Genomic DNA, 17869 nt, shown 5'->3' on the forward strand with positions numbered 1-17869 from the left:
CGGGCCCGGCAGTGGGTGGTCGGCGGCGGGCGGGGAGGTCGGCCAGGTCCCACCGTGCGGTGTAGACACCTCAGGCGCCTAACTCGTCAAGCGGCGGTCCTCAGCCCGCTGTGTAGCCTGTCGACCTGTTCGAACGGGATGAGGGCGGGGCATGGAGACGCTGGTGGAAGGGGCCATTACGGAGGCACTTCGTGACGGGGGTGACGAGGCGATCCGCCTGTATGCCGCCGCCTGCGCCGAACGTATGGCGCCACTGTTCGTGGGCCTGCGGGCGGGCGCGCCGGGGCGGGAAGCCGACCTGGACTTCTATGCGGAGTCCGTACGCGATCTCTGGCATGCCGACCGGCCGCTCGCCAACGCCGCCGAGGGCGTGCGCCAGCTGGAGCGGTTCCCAGAGCTTCAGCCCAACGAGGAGGGGATCACCGATGTCGCCGACACCTACGCCTTCTTCGCTGCCCTCTGCCTGCGGTATGCCCTCCTGGCCCACGGCTCGGGAAATGCTGACGACGCGGTGTCCTGCGGCCATGCGGCGCTCACCGCGATGGGAATGCTCGACCAGAACGTGGCAGGTGCTGGCTTCCTCGCCGAGGAACAACGGCTCCAGTCCCTCTCGCTGCGTGGTGACGCCTCAGGCCTGTGGGACGCGAGCGTCACGGCAGGGCAGGCGAGGTTTCGTGCTGTGTTGGGCCGCCTGCCCCGCTAGGCATGCTCCTGACCGCTGCCGACGAGATGCGGCCTCTGGTTAGGCGGCCGCTGTGCCCACCTCGTCGGGCGGAGCCGGGAAGGCCAGTGCCTCGTCATATCGATGACCTTGTTGGAGGCAGTGGTAGAGCTGGCCGATCATGCGGTTGAAGAGGTTGCGCTGGGCAGCGGCGTGCCAGTCTCCATGGTCGCGGCGGTGCCGGTAGTGGGCATTGGCGCCGGGTGAGGCGGTGATCGAGGAGAAGGCCCAGAGGTAGCCAGCATGATTGAGGCGGTCGTTCTTGATCCGTCGGCGGGTGATGCTGGACTTCTTGCCCGAGGCCCGGGTGATGGGCGAGGCGCCGGCATACGCCTTCAGGCCGCGGGCGTCGGCGAACCGTTTCCGGTCGTCGCCAATCTCGGCCAGTATCCGGGCGCCGAGCTGGATGCCGAGCCCCGGAAAGCTCAAGATCACTTCAGCATCCGGGTGCTGAGGAAAAGCCTCTGCCACCGCCTCGGCGAGGTCGTCGGCGGCGGTGCAGGCGGCCTCCAACTGGACCAGGAGAGCGAGCATCTGTTTGCCCAGCGCCTCCTCGACCAGCGGTGGCTGATGGGCCCAGTTGGCACGAAGAACGTCCTGGAGTCGGCCGACCTCCTCCTCAATGCCTCGCTTGCGGTCGGCCCTTCGGAGTGCGGCCGTCAGCTGCGTGCGCGTCAACTTCGCCGCGCGGGTCGGCGTCGGGGCGGCTCTGAGGAGCTCCCGGGCCTCTGGCCGGCATAAGCCGGTGCGCCAGGGTTCGAAGGCCGCCAAGGCGGCTGGGTAGTACTCCCGCAGGAGGGAACGCAGCTGGTTGGCAAGCTGCTGCCGGTTCCAGAGCGAGTCCTGTTGGGCACGGGCCAGGACGGCGATTGCGCGACCAAGGTCGGAATCTTCGGGCAGCGGTCGGTGGGCGTGCATGTCGGTGCGCAGGATGTGCGCCAGGACCAGGGCGTCTCCGGGGTCAGACTTCTGGTGCGAGACGGAGTGCCGGTCGCGGTAGCGGGCGGCGGCCAGCGGGTTGATGGCGAAGACCTTCCGCTTGCCGGTCCGCAGCACGGCCACGAGCAGGCCGCGGGAGGTCTCGATCGCCACTGGGATCGGGTTCTCCGCGGTGTCTCCGTATTCGGCGAGCAGATCCAGCAAGATTCTGTAGCCTGCGGCGTCATCGGTGATGTGCCGCTTTGCCAGTAACTGCCCGCTGTCGTCGACCAAGGCAACGTCGTGCGTGCGCTCGGCCCAGTCGATGCCGCAATAGATCAAAATGTTCCTCCCCATAGTGCGGTTTGTGCTGGTCACGAGCACATGCGTGCCACGCAGCTCCCTAATCCCAGGACTCGACACGAGGGTCGGTCCGCCACCTCAGTAGCCGTTCGTGACACCAGCGCACCCCACGGGCCTCGGTCTAGCCGGGAGCTCATACGGCTCGGGGCTTATGAGAGGTCGCCGTGCGGCGGGCTCGCACCACCAACACCAACGAGTGGACTCGCGGTGGGTGTTGACGTCCGTCGACGCTGGACGACGCCGATCTTTCGGTAGGCATCGTGTGCCTGGAGGGACGTCAAGCGTCCGTCCAGCGCCGACGGGCGCCAACAGCCGTTCCCCACTGAACATCCCTCGAAGGAACAACGTGGTGGCGGCGACGAAGGCGCCGAGCGGTGCTCGGTCTACACCGAGACATCGAGGTCGGAGGCGGTATAGGCATCCGCCCGGCGCCCACGAGACCACCACCACTTGCAGGGCGTCCGCCGGCCTATAGCGAGACACCGCATGTCCGGATGGGTTCGGGCATGACGGCCCTGCTGTTCGAACAGCCCGGAGCTTCCTGCACTGGCTCGGGCCGCCCTTAGATGGGGATTAGGCGGTAGCCGGCCTCCAGGCCGCGGATCGTCTTCGACTCGCTGATGTCCAGGCAGTGGGTGGAGATGGCGGCGGCCACCACCTGGTCGTCCAGGCCGGGGTCGCGGCGGTGGCCGCGCAGGACCAGGGCGAGGTGGCGGCGGGCTTCGGCGAGCAGATGCCGGCGGTGGAAGCGGCCGCCCTTGTTCATCACGAACACGGTTGCGGTGACGTCGACGGCCGCCAGCGCTATGTCGACCACGGCGGCGACCCGGGCCCGGATCGCCGCGGCTGCGGCGCGGGCGTGCTCGAGGAGGGAGGTGATGACGTCGGCGGTGACACCGGAGGTGAGGATCGCGCTCGCCTTCCACCACGCGCGCAGCTGCGCGAGCGGCCGGGCCGACTGTTTGGGCGGGCGGGTCTTGCGGGCGGCTATGGCGTTGAGCTTGGCGCGGGCCCGCTCGGAAACCACGGGCAGGAACCGCGGCTCGCCGTCGTCGTCGACGGCGGTGACGTACTCGTGCTCCAGCTCGGCCAGACAGGCGGCGATCTGGTCGCTGTGCCGGGAAGTCCAGCGGATCAGCTCGTGCGGCACCCCGGCAATCTCCATCACCGGCCGGCGCCCCGGCGTGACGATGCGCGGCTCGGTCGCCAGCCCGAGCGCCTCGCAGACCTCCGCGGCAACGAGCTCGTTGTAGAGCGCGGAGGCGGCCACGGTGTTCTCGTGCAGGGCCGTGGTGTGGATCGAGCCCCATTTCCCGTCCAGGCGCTGCCCCTTCACGCTCAGAACCCGTCTTCAAACCGGCCTGGGGGGAGCCAGCAAGCCGCGCCAGCGTGATGATCCAAGCGCCGAGCAGGGAGAAGAACACCAGCAGACCCGCGGCGGAATACCGGCCAAGACCGCGCTCGCGATGAGCCAGCGCCCAGCATCCGCACTTGCGCTTCTCCTGACGTGTAGTGCCTCTGTCGGCGTGATGGTTTGCGGCACCCGAGGCCGCCGCTGCGGAGGAGTGGGCCGCGCTTCGGCTGCTCAGTGCCGCCGCTGCTGTCCCGTCGACGCCTCCGCGCCGTCGCCATGCGGTGCACCGGCGGCTGGTACTGCGCCGTAGCCGGGACCCGGAGGGCGCCTGCCCGCCTGGCCGCCTTCTTCTTGCGGGTCGGGCCCGGAAGAACGCGACTAGGGCGGCGCATCGGTTCGATGACGATTCGCATCAGCGGTACGTAAGCCAGCCGTGAGCCGGGCGTGAGCGGCATCAAGGAGAGTGCTGCTCCGGGTCGAGGGCGGCGGAGCCACGTACCGCTTTCCACTGGCTACCAACTCCCCCATCAGAGAGGTACGTTCATGGCCGAAAAGGCAATGTCTCGCAGATTGTTCGCGAAGTTCGGCGCTTCGGTGCTCGCACTCCCCGCCTTGGGGGCAGTGCAGGGACTAGCCGCAGCACCAGCACATGCGGACACCACTCGGCGCTGGTCCGTCATCGATTTCAACATCTCGGGCTATGACACGACTTACCCTGGGAGCGGGGAGACTGGGGCGTCGCGCGCCAATGCCCGTGGCTACGAACTCATGGTTGATGAGCTCCGGAATCTGGGCGCGCACGCCAGCGGTTACGTCCGCGGCCCACACCTGTGGCTCGCCCAGACGGAGCAAAATAACAACATTATCGAGATGCGCGTCTGGGACAGGTTCCGGTGCAACGTCGCTCTGTACTTCCGCGCGCGCGACCTTTACCTCATCGGGTTCTCCGTCGACGGCGTCCACTGGCGGTTCAGCGACACTGGCGGGTACCTCGCGGAGGAAATGCAGCGTGCAACCGGAGCGGCGACGCCCCCGCTCTTCAACAGCCTCAACTACGAAGGCGGGTACCGCTACTTGGACGCGGGCCAGACCAGGGGCAACTTCGAGTACCACTCGACGAATTTCTGGAACTCCATCATGCGTCTGCGGCAGGTACGTGACGGTAACCAGCGCGATTACCGCAGAGACCTTGCCGTAATCATCGGCGCCACATCGGAAGCAGCCCGCTTCGGCTGGATCGAGCGACGCATCACCAACGTCCTCCGCTACGGGTACGACTCGAGCGACGGCAGCAACCCCTCGCACCTCGGAAACTTCGGCGTAGACCTGCAAACCCGGTGGGCGGCGCTGTCCAGCCTGACCTACCGCGACATGCGGGGGGACACCCCGCGGCCTGTGACCGTCGACGGCCGGACGTACAGGAATTATGAGGACATGTGGCGCGGGACGGCCGGGCCGCGCATCGCTCCCTTCATCCAAGTGCACTCCGCACGCTGATCCTGGCCCATACCACCGCGTCACACACGTCGTCGGTCACGGTGGTTGCTTGTCGGTCCGCCGCTCGGCTGCTCTCCTGGAGCTGGGTTAAGAACCGTCTAGGAGCCTCCGTTGAGGGTTCCAAGACGGGCTCTCAGCGGTCTGTCGAGCACGTCAGCTCCCCTCGGTTCGTGAATCAGCACCCTAACCTCGTAGGACTGGATCAAATCCAGTACTGACCAGCGAGGCAGCCACCTCCCGGCTCGCAACGCTCAGTCACTGCTGCACGGAACCTGTGCCAGAAACCGAGAAATAAAGGCAGTCTGATGTTCGAGCGTCCGGGATGATCGGGAAGGAGTTCGGATCCGCGAGGGAAGGAACAGCGCGATGACGATCAGAGGGCTCAGCCCGGAGAGGACGGCCCGCCTAGAAGCGCTCGCTGACGAGTGCCGACCGCTGTTGGCAGGGAACGACGGGATGGTTGCCGTGCAGCGGCTGCTGTATGAGCGGCAGGTCGAGGTGCTTGATGCGGTGGTGATCACGCGTGAACTGTTGGGGGCGGGTCCGACGTCGCTCGCGGAGGCGAAGACCATCGTTCTGACGAGCCCGGGCAGAGGGCGTGAGCTGAGGGTGCACGAGCAGTTCATGGATGGCTTGGAGCAGAACGGTGCCTTCGACCAGTGACAATCGGCTGATCGGCGCCACGGCCTCGTCCCGGCCCGGTTCCAGGACCGATCCGCTGGGGCCTGAAGAGGGGCCTGCCCGCCAGTCCCGTCACGGGCACGCGATCATGTGAGGTTCGAAGACGGTAAACCGTCTTGGAACCCTCGATACGGGGTCCAAGACAGGCTCACTCATAAACGGTGGCGGCCTGCAGTGCTCGCGCCAGGAAGGTCCAGTCTCCGCTGTCGGGGAACTTCTTCCCCTGGTTCTGGTACCAGGCCGGCGAGTCATGCATCCACGCCGCCAAAGCCTCAAGCAGTGGTGTTCGGCAGCGGGCCGAGAGGAACAGCAGACGGCAGGCCGCCGACTGTCTGAACCAGAGCGGCATCCATGGCGATGAGTATTGCCCCGTAAGAGTCCTGCATAGCGCAGGAGAACGTCCGGGGTGGGGCAGCGGTGGCGGACGAGGGTGGGAGCGACGCGGAGGGTGTCGAGCGGGCTGAGGGCGAGGTAACGCACGAGCAGGATCTGCACGACCCGCCTGTCGGCGGGTGCTGGATCGCGGGCGCGAGGAGGTGTCTGCAGGCCGTGGTGTGGGCGCGTGAAGGCGTCGGCGTCGATCAGGAGGCGAGTTCACGGCGGGCGGTCACGAGGAAGGGGGTCAGCGTGCAGGTGGGGGCGGGCGGGGCACAGGAGGACGTGCGGGATGCGGCACCATTTGCTGGCGTCAGAGTAGGGGTGGGCGAGGCCGCCGTTCAGGTGCCAGCGGCTGGATGCGGACGTGGGCGGTGGCCGGTTCGGCGGGGTGCAGAGCGATGGGCCGCGGGCTGGTGCGCTGGTGGAGGTCGATGCGGTGGCCGCAGCGGCGGCAGCGGGCGCTGCGGCCGGGGCTGGTGGGGGCTGTCCGCAGGGGCGGGAGTGCCGACTGCTTCGTGGGGTGTTTTGCCAGGAGCGGTTCACGGCAGAGTGAGGTGTTCCTCGGGCTGGTGCAGGGGGCACGCCGAGCCTCTGGCCGTCCGGCTCGCACCTCCCGCCCAGCGGCTCCTTTTGGCTTGGCGCGCTGAGGAGAACTTGCTTGCGTCCGCACCCCAATTACTGACGTTGAAAGCGCGCATGCTCCAATCTCCCTGCGAGGGGTCAGCAGGTCGACTGGGCTGCCCCTCGGCCTGCCCCGTCGAGCAAGCGGACCACGTCGTCGTAGACGCCCTGCACGTCTCCCGTCTGCAGAATGAGGGATGCCGTTAGGTCGATGGCCTGGTCGATCACACCCTGGGTGGTGCGCTTGGCCTCCTCGAGCCGCTCCAACTCGCGTGCGATCTCCGGCCGGGCGGTCGCGAACGCGGCGGGCAGCCGCTGCAGCGCATCGGCCAAGTCCCATCGTTGGGGCACCAGGTAGGACCAGTCGCCTTCGTGGTCGACGACGGTCGGTTCGGTGATCCGCGGCCCCTGGGTATGCTCCACGTCCAGGTGGAGTCTGGAGCAGTCTCGGTACAGAGCGGTTAGTTGGGGGTCGTGGTCTTCGAGGAGGATCTCGCCAAGGGTGTATCCCTCCATGCGCAGGCCCACGCGGGTGAGCATCGTGGCCGCGTCCAGAGATGCCCGCTCGGGATCGTACTCAACGATGGTCCCGGCTGCGGAGTGGCGAAGCACGATGGGTTTGTCGGGCCAGGCGGTGCCACGGCGCACCCGGACGGGCACGAGGCTGAGCTGGCGGCGCGTGACCGTGGTCATGGCTGCTCTCCCATCTCAAGGAGGATCCGGCTGACGGCCTCAAGCCGCAGGCGGGGATCTTGATTCATGGCAACCGTGATCGTCCTATCGTCCCTGGAGTGGTGGATGGCCACGATGCGGTCGCCGATTGTGCTGTCGAGCTGCGTGAAGTCCCATTCCTCGATCTCCAGGCGGTGCTCGGCGACCAGGGCCTCAAGAGCCACTGCAGCCCGGTCTTCGGAGACAAGTACACGGGACACCGGCTCGTCGGCGCCTGCGGGGTGCGTCATGCGATCACCTCCGGTGCCCCGCCCGGGTGGCGAGGGTGGTGGTAGTGCGCTGTGGGGATGACTGGCGGTAGGGAGAGCATGCTCGCCAGCATCGCGCAGGGCCGTTTCAGCAGGCGTTTCATGTGTCTTCTCCTCACGGGTCAGGCCTTCAGGGCGCGGACGGCCGGCTGGGGCGCATCGTCCGTTGTGCGCGGCATTCAGGCTCACGGCTGCGCTCGGGCTGACTAGAGGAAACACGACACGCGCAGCGACCTTGGCAAGGTTGCCAACTCACGTCGAACACCGAGGAAGGGCTGGTATGGTCCGCACCCGCTTCCGCCCTGATCCGGTACCAGGAAAATCCGCAGGGCCGAGCCGCAGGGTCGTCACCTGCGGTCCGCGAGGTCACGCTCACGTTGCGGCTACTCGGCCGTCGCGAAGGGGCAGCGTGCAAGCCAGTCGGCCGGGATGAGGGCGTCTCCCTCGCGCCAGCGGGCGATGATGTTGTAGCGGCGGCCAGCATCTGCTCGGCGCCGTCGTCGGGCTCCTGCGCGAGGAGTTTGACCGTGTCCGCTGCGGCGTGGAACGGGCCGACGTCCATGGTGTCGAGCATCGCGCAGATGTCGCCCTCGGGGTCGGCGGCGGTACTGCAAACCGCAATCCAGCCTCGTGCAGCAGGGTCGCCGCGGCGTCCAGGTCCTGCAGGGTCCGCAGCCGTTGCTTGGTCATCTTGGCGCTGCGCGGTGACGTTGTGGGAGCAGCACGGCCAGGCGCAGGTCCCGGACCTGGAGGTTCATGGTTTCCCCAAGGTTTCTCCAAGGCCGGATGGCGACGGTGTGTGTACACAGAATCCGCTGTGCTCCCGCATCTCAGAGAAGGGAAGAGAGGTCATGCGTAAACGTGTTCTCGCTGGCGCAGCGCTGCATATTCGCGCCTACTTCCCTCCGGCGTGGCCTGCGAAGACTCACTCCACACGGACCAGTGCGGCCACAACATCGCTCAGACGCAAGCAGCTGCTCCGGCGCCGGGACAGTGCACCGCTACCCGGTGCGGGCCGCTGCAGTCGCTGCCGCAGGTGCATGGCCACCGGCCCGGGGATCTGTCCGTCCCTGGGTCACGCTGACGGGCTCAGCGGGTCCGGGCTCGAAGACTACGCAGCGCGCGTCCCCCGGCCCCCGAAACAGGCACGCCCCCGCGCCGATTCAGCTCGTGCCCACTGCCCGCGGGGTCGGGTGGCGATGACGCTGCCGGCCCAGCGTCAGCCACGCCCTCCTTCGGACAGGTCCCGGACAGGTTCCTGACCAGTACGGACACGAGACGCGATGTCCCGGACTGGGGACATGTTGTGGCGTTCACAACCGTCGCAGCAAGCTTCCATCGCAAGCCGCTGCGCCGCAGATGCGAATCCGAAAGCCGGCGAGCAGCTCGACCACCCGCCCCACGCAGAAGGAGACAAAGTGAAGATCCCACAGGGCGGCACTCTGGCCGCAAAGGCGGCACTGGCACTGCTGGTGACAGCGGGACTGACCGCCCCCGCCTATGCCCAAGACGCCGAGACAAGCAGAAGGTCCGACACCGGGCCGACCGCCAGGGCTGCCGTCATCAAGGACAGGGTCATGACCTGGAATTCCCACGGACAGGACCTGCAGAGCGGTGTTGCCCTGCTGAGTGCACAAATTCAGAAGTTCAAGCCCCAGATCGTGCTGCTCCAAGAGTCCTGTCACGATGAAGTCAAATTCACCGCCAAGCGGCTCAAAGTTATCGGTCTGGATTACGAGTTCATGGCCGGCACGTCCAACTTCCATATTTTCTGCGGGGGAGAGCTCGGCCAGGCCGTTCTCGTCGCGAAGGGCACACGCGTCAGCGGCTACGCGAACGTCCCGTACGCCAAGGAATACAACGACAACGAGAAACGAGGCTACAGCACCTTTTCCACCGAGCTTGCCGGCCGCACCGTGCAAATCTTCAACACACACCTGAACAGCCACAAAGGCGCTGCGGGCCGCCCCAAGCAAATACAGGCCCTGGTCGCGGCGGCACGTCCCCACCAGCGCACCCTGTTGGCCGGTGACTTCAACACCCAGCCCTGGTACAACGAAATGAAACCGGTGTGGCAGGAGAACCCAGCCTACCGGGACGTCGACCCCTACTGCGGCAGCACATGGCACAAGTTGTGCAATGGCACCCAGGAAGAGTCCGGCAAGAAGTTCGACTATTTGCTGCACCAGGGCATCAACTCCCGCGCCTGTTACCTGCGCAACACCCGCAATGTGGACCACCGCGTCGTCGTCAGCGACGTAACCGCATCCACACCCTCGACCACCGCCTGCCGCTTCGTGTAAAGGGCAACCACCCCCGTGGGAGCAGATCCGGCGCCCGCCTGCGCACTCCGTGACCATGCGGCTCATCCCTGGCGCCCGGGGGGACCGCTGGCTTCTGCCGGTGCGGGGCCCGTGCACAGGCCGGTCCCGCACCGTGTCGTGCACCGGCCGGGGACGTCCCCGCTCGGCCGGACAGTGACGATGACAGGTGCCGTCGCCAACCGTAGGCAGGCGGGTGGGCGACGGTTCCCGTACACAGGCGGGCACATGCGGGTATGGGGCACCTGTACCACTCTGGTGTGGTATCTGCTCCCCGGCGAGAGGACCGTCCCCTGGGCATCGAAGACGGACTCGGTGAAGCCGCCGACCAGGCAAAGAAGATCGTCACCGGCGACGACGAGGACAAGCAGAACCAGAACTCGGATGACCTGGACGAGACAATGAAATCCGAGAAGGGGTCCTACTCCGAAGGCCAGCAGAAGGACAACCCGATGCGCAACCTCGAGAACAGCTGAAGTCGTCGAACTGACCGTCAGTCCGAGCGCTCCATCCCGCGAACCACGCCGGAGAGAGCGCTCTGTCCACGAGCGCGAGAGAGGGCCCGCCCGGCAGATGGTCGGACCGCTATCTGCCGAGGCCCTCGCCCCCGGGCCGGAATGCGTGATCGGGTTGGGGGCACAACCGAACCGCGTGTCGAAGCCCGCGTCCCGGTCTGCGCGTTCGCTTTCTTCCCCCGGGAGCCATGGGCCCGGAAGGGGACAGACTCGACGGCCTCGACCACGACCAGGACACAGAAGGCCTCGCCATGGACAAGACCGTGGACGGCCCAGGGGTGCCGGTAACCGGCTATGGGCTCTACGACGCCGAGGAAGAAGCTCTCAAGTGGTGTCCGGCCCCCGCCCGGGAGCGAAAGGCAGTCCTGTCGCGGCAGACGGAACGGACGTCCGAACAGGGCACGGTATGAGCGCCCCGGACGGCCACGGGCCGACAGGCGCAGTGTGGACGGTGACGACCTGGCAGGGCTGGCAGCACTTCGCACTGAGCGGGGTGACCGGTCCGGGTGGGCCCAGGGCCTGCGGCCCGGCCCGGCGTGACCGCTCCGGGTGGCGGGGTGTTCGGGTCGGTTTCGGTTACTCGGGCCGTCCCACCGTCAGGGGGAGGTCGCGGAGTTGGCGGCGGGAGGTGATGTCGAGCTTTTTGAAGATGTTTCGCAGGTGGGCGTCGATCGTGCGTGGGCTCAGGAAGAGCTGGGTGGCCACCTCTTTGGAGGTGGCGCCGGTGGCGACGAGTCGGGCGATCTGGAACTCCTGGGGGGTGAGCGGGTTAGGTGTTCCGGTCTGGCGTTGCGGTACGCGTTCGCCGGACGCCTCCAGTTCGCGGGCGGCTCGTGCGGCGAACGCCCCGGCGCCGATCGATGTGAGTTCCTCGTGGGCGGTGCGCAGTTGGGTGCGGGCCTCGGTGAGGCGTTCCGCGCGCCGCAGCCACTCCCCGTGGAGGAGTCGCGCGCGTGCGAGGTGGACCGTTCCTTCGCTGTGACTGAGCCGGGTGATGGCCTCACGGTAGAGCTCGTCGGCGGCCGGCCCGTCGGTGAGCAGCGCTCTGGAGCGCAGCTCGACCCCGGCCGCCCAGTGGGTGCCGCTGGCCGCGGTGCGTTCCGAGAGGCGTTCGAGGACCGGGAGGGCCAGGTCGCGGCGGCCGGCTCGTACCGCGGCCTCCACGAACTCGACGGGTATCCATGAGTGGAAGCCCGGTTCGTCGAGGTCGCAGGCGGGGCGCGATGCCCGCATCGCGGCCTCGTACTGGCCCAGACCGTTGTGCAGGACGGCTCGGGCGTACTCGGTGACGTTGGCCAGTCGGCCCTCTGCCCGCTCGTGTGAGGCGCGTGTCGCGACGTCGGCGAAGGCGGTGGTCGCGGTCTCGTCCCCGCGCCAGGCGGCGAGGGAGACATCGACGTACACCACGGGGGGTGCCCCGGCGTCGACCGCGATCGTGTGTGTCTCGTCCACCAGTGCCGCCGCGTGGCTGAACTCCCCGGCGTGGATGTGAGCCAGGGCGCGGAAGCTCAGCAGGACCGGCAGGTCCGCCAGGGCGCCGCGTCGCCGGGAGAGGGCGATCTGCCGGTCGGCCAGCGTCCGCCAGGCGGTGTCGTCCCAGAGGTCCATCGCGGCGTTGCAGGCCATCCACACCTCGCCCAGCCCGTATTCGTCGCCGTTGCCCGCGCGGCGGTAGCCGTCGAGGGCCCGGCGCAGCAGCGGGGCGGCGGGGGCGCAGTCCTCGCTCACCTGGGTGGCCAGGCCTTCGAGGAGCAGGTCGAGGGGGCGGGCTGGCCGGCCGAGGGGTGGTAGGGCCCGTGCTGCGCCGGCCGCGTCGAGGAGGCGTGCCCCGTTGGCGAACCGGCCGGCGAAGACGGCCGCCGCGAAGGCGTCGAGGACCAGTTCGCGGGCGGCGGCCGGGTCGGTGTGGGCCGTCGCCTGCGCGGCGCGCAGCAGCTTTGTCACCGCTTCGTCGTCGCGTTTCCTGTCGAAGGAGACGCGGGCGCGGAGGGCGGCCGCTTCGGCCCGTCGGGGTGTGTCGTCGGCTCTCAGGTCCGTCTCCGCCATGGCCACCAGGGCGAGGGCCGCGTCGGCGGCTCCGGTGTCCCGTTTGGCGCGCGCGGCGGCCAGTGCCCGGGTGGCACGGCGGTCGGGGTCCGGCGTCAGGGTGGCCGCCCGTTCGAGGAACGCGGCGGCCGCTGCGCTGCCGCCGCGGGCCCGGGCGCGTTCCGCGGAGCGTTCGAGGGATGCGGCGACCTCTTCGTCGGGGCCGGCCGCCGCCATGGAGCGGTGCCACGCCTGCCGGTCGGGCTGGTCGTCGTCGGTGACCTCGGCGAGCGCCCGGTGTACCGCGCGGCGGTCTTCCGGGGGCGCGGTGCGGTAGACGGCCGAGCGCACCAGGGGGTGGCGGAACCTGACCCATGGGGTGATGGTCAGCAGCCCGGTGTCCTCGGCCGGCGTCGCCGCTTGGGGGGCGATGCCGAGGAGTTGCGTGGCGCGGTGGAGGAGGGAGGGTTCCCCGATGGGTTCGGCTGCCGCCGTCAGCATCAGGAGGCGGGTCGGGGCGGGCAGTGCCTCCAGTCGTGTCCGGTAGCTCGCCTCGACGCTCCCCGGTGCGGGCGCCGCCGCCGGCGGTGCGAAACCGCCTGCCAGGTCCGCTGTCTGCGGCAGTTCGAGCAGTGCCAGTGGGTTGCCCGCGGACTCGGCGACGATTCGTTCGCGCACCTGGGGGTCGAGTGGTGCCCGGAAGCGGGAGTCGAGCAGTGCTCGGGCGTCTGTGTCGGCCAGTCCTCCCAGCCGGAGTTCCGCCAGCCCCGCCAGTTCGTCACCGCTTGCCGGCTCGCGGACGGCGAAGACGACCGTGACCGGCTCGTCCTGGATCCGGCGGGCGACGAAGGCGAGGACCTGCGCGGAGGCCCGGTCGAGCCATTGGGCGTCATCGACCAGGCAGAGCAGGGGTTGTCTCTGCGCGGCCTCGGAGAGGAGGTTGAGCACCGCAAGGCCGAGGTGGAAGCGGTCCGGTGTGCCGGTACTCAGCCCGAAGGCCGCCTCCAGTGCGCCGCGTTGGGGGTCCGGCAGCCGCCGCAGCACGCTCAGCATGGGGCCGCAGAGCTGGTGAAGTGCCGCGAACGCGAGCTCACTTTCGAACTCGGCCCCGGACGCCCGTAGGGTCCGCACTCCTGGTGCGGTCCTCGCGTAGTCCAGCAGCGTCGTCTTGCCGATGCCCGCTTCGCCGCGTACGACGATGGCCTCGCCCTGCCCCGCGCGCGCCCGGTGCAGGAGGCGGTCGAGCACCTGGGCCTCGCGGGAGCGGCCGAGGGGCACCCGGCGTTGCGGCGGCAGGTGGGGGGTGGGCATCGATGGTCCTCCGCCACCGTGGCACCTCGGTGTCCGGCCTCCGGGAGGACGGGGGCGTCGGGCCTGCCCGGGACGGCCGGCGAAGCCACACGGCACTGTCTCGGACAGTGGTGATACCCCCTGGTCAGGAGCCTATGACATGGCTGATGGGCCGTCAACGAGGGGGTTTCTGAGGCCCGGTGGCGTCCTGCGGGTCGCGGCGGGCGCGCCGCCGGGGACTCGGGAAGAGGGCCGGGGCCGGTCGATGCGCACACCGTCGGGTCCCGCCGCTGGTGCGCGTCATCTGGGTCATCCGGGTCAGAAGGTGACGGTCACCTTGCCGCGGATGTGCTTGGTGGCGAAGTCGGTCAGCGCGCGGCGGGCTTCGGTGAAGGGGTAGTCGGCGCCGATGGGGGTGCGGAGTTCACCGGTGGCCGCCAGCGCGGCCAAGGAGGCGAGTCTGCCTTCCGGGGTGGTGGTCCCGCCGTAGACGGCGGTGACGCCGCGTTCGAAGGCGGCCGGTCCGCCCAGCGGGGAGACCAGGCGGCCGCCCCTTCGTGCCGCCGCTGCGGTCCTCTCCAGCGTGGGCCCGGCGTTCGCCAGGTCGAAGACGACATCGACTCCGCCCGGTACCAGTCGCAGTGCCTCCTGCGCGATGTCCACGTGCTGGTAGTCGATGGGGTGGCGGGCTCCCAGGCCGTCCAGGAACTCCTGGTCGTCGTGGCGGCCGGTGGCGAGTACGACGAGGCCCGCCCGGTCGGCGAGCTGCACGAGGTGGGAGCCCACTCCCCCGCTGGCCCCCACTACGAGTGCGGTGTCGCCGGCGGCGGCGTCCGCGAGGTCCAGGAGCGCCGCCGCGGTCAGGGCCGCGGTCGGGAGTGCGGCTCCTTGTGCCGCCGTGAGACCGGCGGGCCGTACGGTCGCCGCGGCGGTGGCGTTTACCAGCGTGTACTCGGCCAGTGCTCCGGAGTGGACGCCGTTCCAGGCCATGACGGACTCACCGGTGCTGAAGCCGGTGACACCGGTGCCGAGGGCTTCGATCACACCGCTTACGTCGACGCCCGGGACGAACGGGTGGCGTACCGGCAGTGTTCCGCGTGCCTTTCCGGTGATCAGCACTTGGTCGATAGCGTTGAGTGCGGCGGCCTCCATCCGTACCAGGAGCTGTCCTGGGCCTGGTACGGGTGTGGGCAGGTCGGTGAAGTCCAGGCTTTCCAACGGTCCGTAGGTGTGCGCGACGAGCGCTTTCACGGTGTTCTCCTCGGTTGCCCCGTTGTGGGCGCGGGCGGGTTGGTGGGTGGGTGGGGTGGTCGTGCGGTGTGGTGCGGTCTGTCCGCGTCGGCCGGAGCGGCCGGTGGCGTGCGTGTGCGGCGACGTGCCGCGGGGGCGGCGCGTGCCGGGGGGCGGCGGTCCCCGGTCACAGCAGCGGCCTCCGGTCACAGGGGCAGAGTGCGACGCAGCCAGCGCACCCGGGCCGCCCTGGCCTCACCGGAGAGCGTGGCGTGCGGTACGAGGGCGTCGAACCCGTGGAAGGCGCCGGGCCAGATGTGGAGTTCGGCTTGGCCTCCGGCCTGCCAGATCCGTGTCGCGTAGGTGACGGCCTCGTCGCGGAACGTCTCGGCCGAGCCGGCGTCGATGAAGGCGGGTGGCAGTCCGGACAGGTCTGTTGCCCGTGCCGGCGCCGCGTAAGGGGGGACGTCGGGGCTGCCTCGCAGGTCCCCGAGCAGGGCGCTCCAGCCGGTGTTGTTCGATGTGCGGTCCCACACTCCCTTGCCGGCCATCTGGCGGCCGGAGGGAGTGTCGTCGCGGTCGTCGAGCATGGGGCAGACGAGCAGTTGCCCCGTGGGCTGCGGGCCGCCCCGGTCGCGCAGGAGCAGGGACAGTGCGGCGGTGAGGCCGCCGCCCGCGCTGGCACCGGCGACCACGAGCCGATCGCGGTCGATTCCCAGCGCGCGGGCGTGCTCGGTGGTCCACAGCAGGCCGGCGTGGACGTCCTCCAGTGCTGCGGGGTAGCGGTGTTCGGGTGCCAGCCGGTATTCGACCGAGACGAGTACGAGGCGCAGGTCTGTCACCCAGTCCAGCATCTCGGCCAGGAGGCTGCGGTTGTCGCCGAGGACCAGCCCGCCGCCGTGGGTGAAGTAGACCGCTGGCAGCAGTGCCGGTGCCCGGGCCGGGCGGCAGATCAGCAGCGGGACACCGGGCGCACCGGCCGGGCCGGGCACCGTGCGCTCCTCGTACTCGATGGCGCCGCCTCGGCGCAGGTCCTCGTCGGACGGTCTGATGGCGCGCATGGATCGTCGTACGGCCGGGATCATGCCGGGCAGGACCGTGGGCGGCATGATCGCGGAGAGGGGGCCGAGTGCTTGGGCCAGTTCGGGGTCGAAGGGGGGCGGTGGTCCGGGGCTGCTGTCGGTGGTCATGACGGACTCCTGCTCGATCAGGGGGGTGAGGGGTGTGGCTTCTGGGCCCCGGGGTGCCGACCCCGGGCCGCGGAGGGCCGGCCCCGGTACGCCGGGGCCGGCCGGGAGAGCGGGAGGCCGGGTAGGCCGGTCCCCGGTTGGGCCGGGAAATCCGGGGGCGGGAGGAGGTACCGGCCGGTGGCCCCGGCCGGTGGCCCCGGGAGGAGCGGGAAGCCCGTGGATTCGGGCCGGCGTCACGCCTGGTCGAGTCCGAGGAGCTGGAGTTCCCAGGCAAGGCTCGTGCCGAAGCTGCCACCGTGCTGGAGCATGATGTCGGTGATGCCGGGGACCGTCTTTTCCCGGGCCCAGTCCCGCTGCCACTCCGATATGACGGTGCCGGCGCAGGTGGGGACGACACCGGCCTGGATCATGCGCTGAACGCCGCGTTCGTGGGCCTCGGTCGTGGTGGCGCCCGAGGCGTCCGTCACGGCGAAGACCCGGTAGCCGTCGGCGATGGCGTGAATGGCGGGCCAGGCCAGGCAGATGTCCGTCCACAGGCCGGCGATGACGAGGTCCTTGCGGCCGGTCGCGGCGACGGCGTCCACGACGCGCTGGTCTTCCCAGGTGTTGATCGCGGTGCGGTCGATCGGTTCCTGGTCGGGGAAGACGTCCTGCAACTGACGGATGATCCGGCCGCCGCGGTCCTTCACCACGGTGGTCAGGATGGTCGGCACGTCGAACAGCTTGGCGCCCTTCGCCAGGGCGGTGACATTGTTGACCACCAGGTTGGTGTCCGCGCTGCCCATGCCCGCGAACTGGGCGCCTTGGTGGTCGATCAGCAGCAGCACCGACTCCTCGGGAGTGAGCAGGGCGTCAAGGCCGGTGTAGGTGATGCCGTTGGCTGCCATGGGGGTTGCTCCAATGTCCGTATCGGTCGCGGCGCTCGCTTTCCGCCGCTGAACCGAAGCTCCCACGCGGCCGGTTGCCTGGGCATCGGTGATGTTCGCCTATGCCGGTACGTAGTACTGCTGAAGCCGGTACCCGGTACTGCAACGGTTCTTGCCGTGGCGGTTGGGCAGGGAGGGCGATCTTGTCGTGGGCGGGAAGCCGGGCGACGACGGCGCGGCGGTCGAACTTCGGGTGGACGTCGGTGCCGTCGGTGGGCTGGGGGAAGTCGCCGTGGCGGTGGCGCCAGTCCACTGCAGTCGCCCGGCCCACCTCGGCGATCCGCCCGGCCTCCGCCGGCAGTACCCGGTCCTCGCCGGCGGGACTTGGCTGCAGGGCGGCGAGCGGGGAGCGGCGGCCCGGTGCGGTCTTGCCCCGGCAGCCCGGCAGCCGGCTCCTACAGGGGTCGGTCGAGCCCGGCCCCGTCGCAGTGGAAGTTCCAGCTCTCAGAAAAGGGGATTCACAACCTCACAAGGCACCCCACCCGTTTCACCATGCGGACATGGAACCGCGGGCCCGTTTTTGGCTGTAGAAGGGTCCCCCGTGGCCCCGTTTCCTCCGCAGGAGATCTGGGCCCTCTCTGTGTCTAGGCCCGGAGTTTCCCGCGAAGGGACGACCCGGGCCCAGGCGGACGGGGCCCGCTCGCTGGATGCCGGAGTCGCGACGAGCAGGCTCCCAGACTCACAAGGGGCCTGGATGCACATAACCGTTCTCTGCGTGGAAATAGACATCACCATCGGCACACTGTTCTTCGGCGTGCTCGCGGTCGTGGCCGACAGGATCGTCTCCACCAAGCTGACACCCCCCATGCGGCACAACCCCAGGTGATGGACTACTCAGTCGGCGACCGGCTCGCCCCGA

At 69.3% G+C, this 17869-nt stretch carries 17 protein-coding genes and 1 pseudogene; 7 read left to right on the forward strand and 11 right to left on the reverse strand.

Annotation, left to right across the window (positions count from 1 at the left end; translation table 11 throughout):
* Window positions 1-151 precede the first annotated feature (151 nt).
* Window positions 152-703: a hypothetical protein gene (locus ACZ4Z4_RS25505; protein ID WP_468331642.1), complete on the forward strand. Its 552-nt coding sequence runs from the start codon at window positions 152-154 to the stop codon at window positions 701-703.
* Between the two features lie 39 nt (window positions 704-742).
* Here the strand turns inward: ACZ4Z4_RS25505 and ACZ4Z4_RS25510 are convergent, their stop codons facing one another.
* On the reverse strand, window positions 743-1996 hold the full coding sequence (locus ACZ4Z4_RS25510; protein ID WP_468332522.1) for an IS110 family RNA-guided transposase: 1254 nt from the start codon (window positions 1994-1996) through the stop codon (window positions 743-745).
* A gap of 568 nt (window positions 1997-2564) precedes the next feature.
* Window positions 2565-3338, reverse strand: coding sequence for a relaxase domain-containing protein (locus tag ACZ4Z4_RS25515; RefSeq protein ID WP_468331645.1), 774 nt, complete (start codon window positions 3336-3338; stop codon window positions 2565-2567).
* A gap of 561 nt (window positions 3339-3899) precedes the next feature.
* Here ACZ4Z4_RS25515 and ACZ4Z4_RS25520 point away from each other — a divergent pair.
* Together ACZ4Z4_RS25520 and ACZ4Z4_RS25525 are read left to right on the forward strand one after the other, a co-directional pair.
* A complete protein-coding gene (locus ACZ4Z4_RS25520; RefSeq protein ID WP_468331648.1) occupies window positions 3900-4853 on the forward strand; it encodes a ribosome-inactivating family protein in 954 nt (317 codons plus the stop codon).
* Window positions 4854-5219: 366 nt separating this feature from the next.
* Window positions 5220-5516 carry a hypothetical protein gene (locus ACZ4Z4_RS25525; protein WP_468331651.1) on the forward strand — a complete coding sequence of 99 codons (297 nt, stop codon included), beginning with the start codon at window positions 5220-5222 and terminating at the stop codon, window positions 5514-5516.
* A gap of 166 nt (window positions 5517-5682) precedes the next feature.
* Here ACZ4Z4_RS25525 and ACZ4Z4_RS25530 read toward each other — a convergent pair whose 3' ends face one another.
* The 5 genes and pseudogenes from ACZ4Z4_RS25530 to ACZ4Z4_RS25550 all read right to left on the reverse strand — a co-directional run bounded on the left by ACZ4Z4_RS25530 (window position 5683) and on the right by ACZ4Z4_RS25550 (window position 7495).
* A complete protein-coding gene (locus ACZ4Z4_RS25530) occupies window positions 5683-5883 on the reverse strand; it encodes a DUF7660 family protein (protein WP_468331654.1) in 201 nt (66 codons plus the stop codon).
* 245 nt (window positions 5884-6128) lie between these two features.
* Window positions 6129-6260 (reverse strand): annotated as a pseudogene (locus ACZ4Z4_RS25535) (DUF6083 domain-containing protein); the annotation flags it as partial.
* The gene (locus ACZ4Z4_RS25540; protein ID WP_468331656.1) at window positions 6223-6582 is read right to left on the reverse strand and encodes a DUF6083 domain-containing protein; all 360 of its coding nucleotides are present in this window, start codon (window positions 6580-6582) and stop codon (window positions 6223-6225) included. The gene ACZ4Z4_RS25540 and the pseudogene ACZ4Z4_RS25535, both read right to left, overlap by 38 nt.
* A 50-nt stretch (window positions 6583-6632) precedes the next feature.
* A complete protein-coding gene (locus ACZ4Z4_RS25545) occupies window positions 6633-7226 on the reverse strand; it encodes a hypothetical protein (RefSeq protein ID WP_468331659.1) in 594 nt (197 codons plus the stop codon).
* Entirely contained in the window at window positions 7223-7495 is a 273-nt protein-coding gene (locus ACZ4Z4_RS25550; RefSeq protein WP_468331662.1) for a hypothetical protein, read from the reverse strand. Before ACZ4Z4_RS25550 ends, ACZ4Z4_RS25545 begins: the two co-directional genes overlap by 4 nt.
* Window positions 7496-8931: 1436 nt before the next feature.
* Here ACZ4Z4_RS25550 and ACZ4Z4_RS25555 point away from each other — a divergent pair.
* From ACZ4Z4_RS25555 to ACZ4Z4_RS25565, 3 genes are all read left to right on the forward strand, one after another.
* On the forward strand, window positions 8932-9816 hold the full coding sequence (locus tag ACZ4Z4_RS25555; protein WP_468331665.1) for an endonuclease/exonuclease/phosphatase family protein: 885 nt from the start codon (window positions 8932-8934) through the stop codon (window positions 9814-9816).
* 278 nt (window positions 9817-10094) lie between these two features.
* Window positions 10095-10310, forward strand: coding sequence for a hypothetical protein (locus ACZ4Z4_RS25560; protein WP_468331668.1), 216 nt, complete (start codon window positions 10095-10097; stop codon window positions 10308-10310).
* A gap of 290 nt (window positions 10311-10600) precedes the next feature.
* Entirely contained in the window at window positions 10601-10759 is a 159-nt protein-coding gene (locus ACZ4Z4_RS25565; RefSeq protein WP_468331671.1) for a hypothetical protein, read from the forward strand.
* Window positions 10760-10925: 166 nt separating this feature from the next.
* Here the strand turns inward: ACZ4Z4_RS25565 and ACZ4Z4_RS25570 are convergent, their stop codons facing one another.
* The 4 genes from ACZ4Z4_RS25570 to ACZ4Z4_RS25585 all read right to left on the reverse strand — a co-directional run bounded on the left by ACZ4Z4_RS25570 (window position 10926) and on the right by ACZ4Z4_RS25585 (window position 16971).
* Window positions 10926-13685, reverse strand: a complete 2760-nt coding sequence (locus tag ACZ4Z4_RS25570) for a helix-turn-helix transcriptional regulator (RefSeq protein WP_468331675.1) — start codon at window positions 13683-13685, stop codon at window positions 10926-10928.
* A gap of 297 nt (window positions 13686-13982) precedes the next feature.
* Window positions 13983-14915, reverse strand: a complete 933-nt coding sequence (locus tag ACZ4Z4_RS25575; protein WP_468331678.1) for an NADP-dependent oxidoreductase — start codon at window positions 14913-14915, stop codon at window positions 13983-13985.
* A 185-nt stretch (window positions 14916-15100) separates the two neighbouring features.
* Window positions 15101-16084 carry an alpha/beta hydrolase gene (locus tag ACZ4Z4_RS25580; protein WP_468331681.1) on the reverse strand — a complete coding sequence of 328 codons (984 nt, stop codon included), beginning with the start codon at window positions 16082-16084 and terminating at the stop codon, window positions 15101-15103.
* A gap of 233 nt (window positions 16085-16317) precedes the next feature.
* Entirely contained in the window at window positions 16318-16971 is a 654-nt protein-coding gene (locus ACZ4Z4_RS25585; RefSeq protein ID WP_468331684.1) for a hydrolase, read from the reverse strand.
* Window positions 16972-17704: 733 nt separating this feature from the next.
* Here ACZ4Z4_RS25585 and ACZ4Z4_RS25590 point away from each other — a divergent pair.
* Window positions 17705-17836, forward strand: coding sequence for a hypothetical protein (locus ACZ4Z4_RS25590; protein ID WP_468331687.1), 132 nt, complete (start codon window positions 17705-17707; stop codon window positions 17834-17836).
* The last annotated feature ends 33 nt before the right edge of the window (window positions 17837-17869 follow it).

Source organism: Streptomyces sp. NPDC030245 (assembly GCF_055572995.1).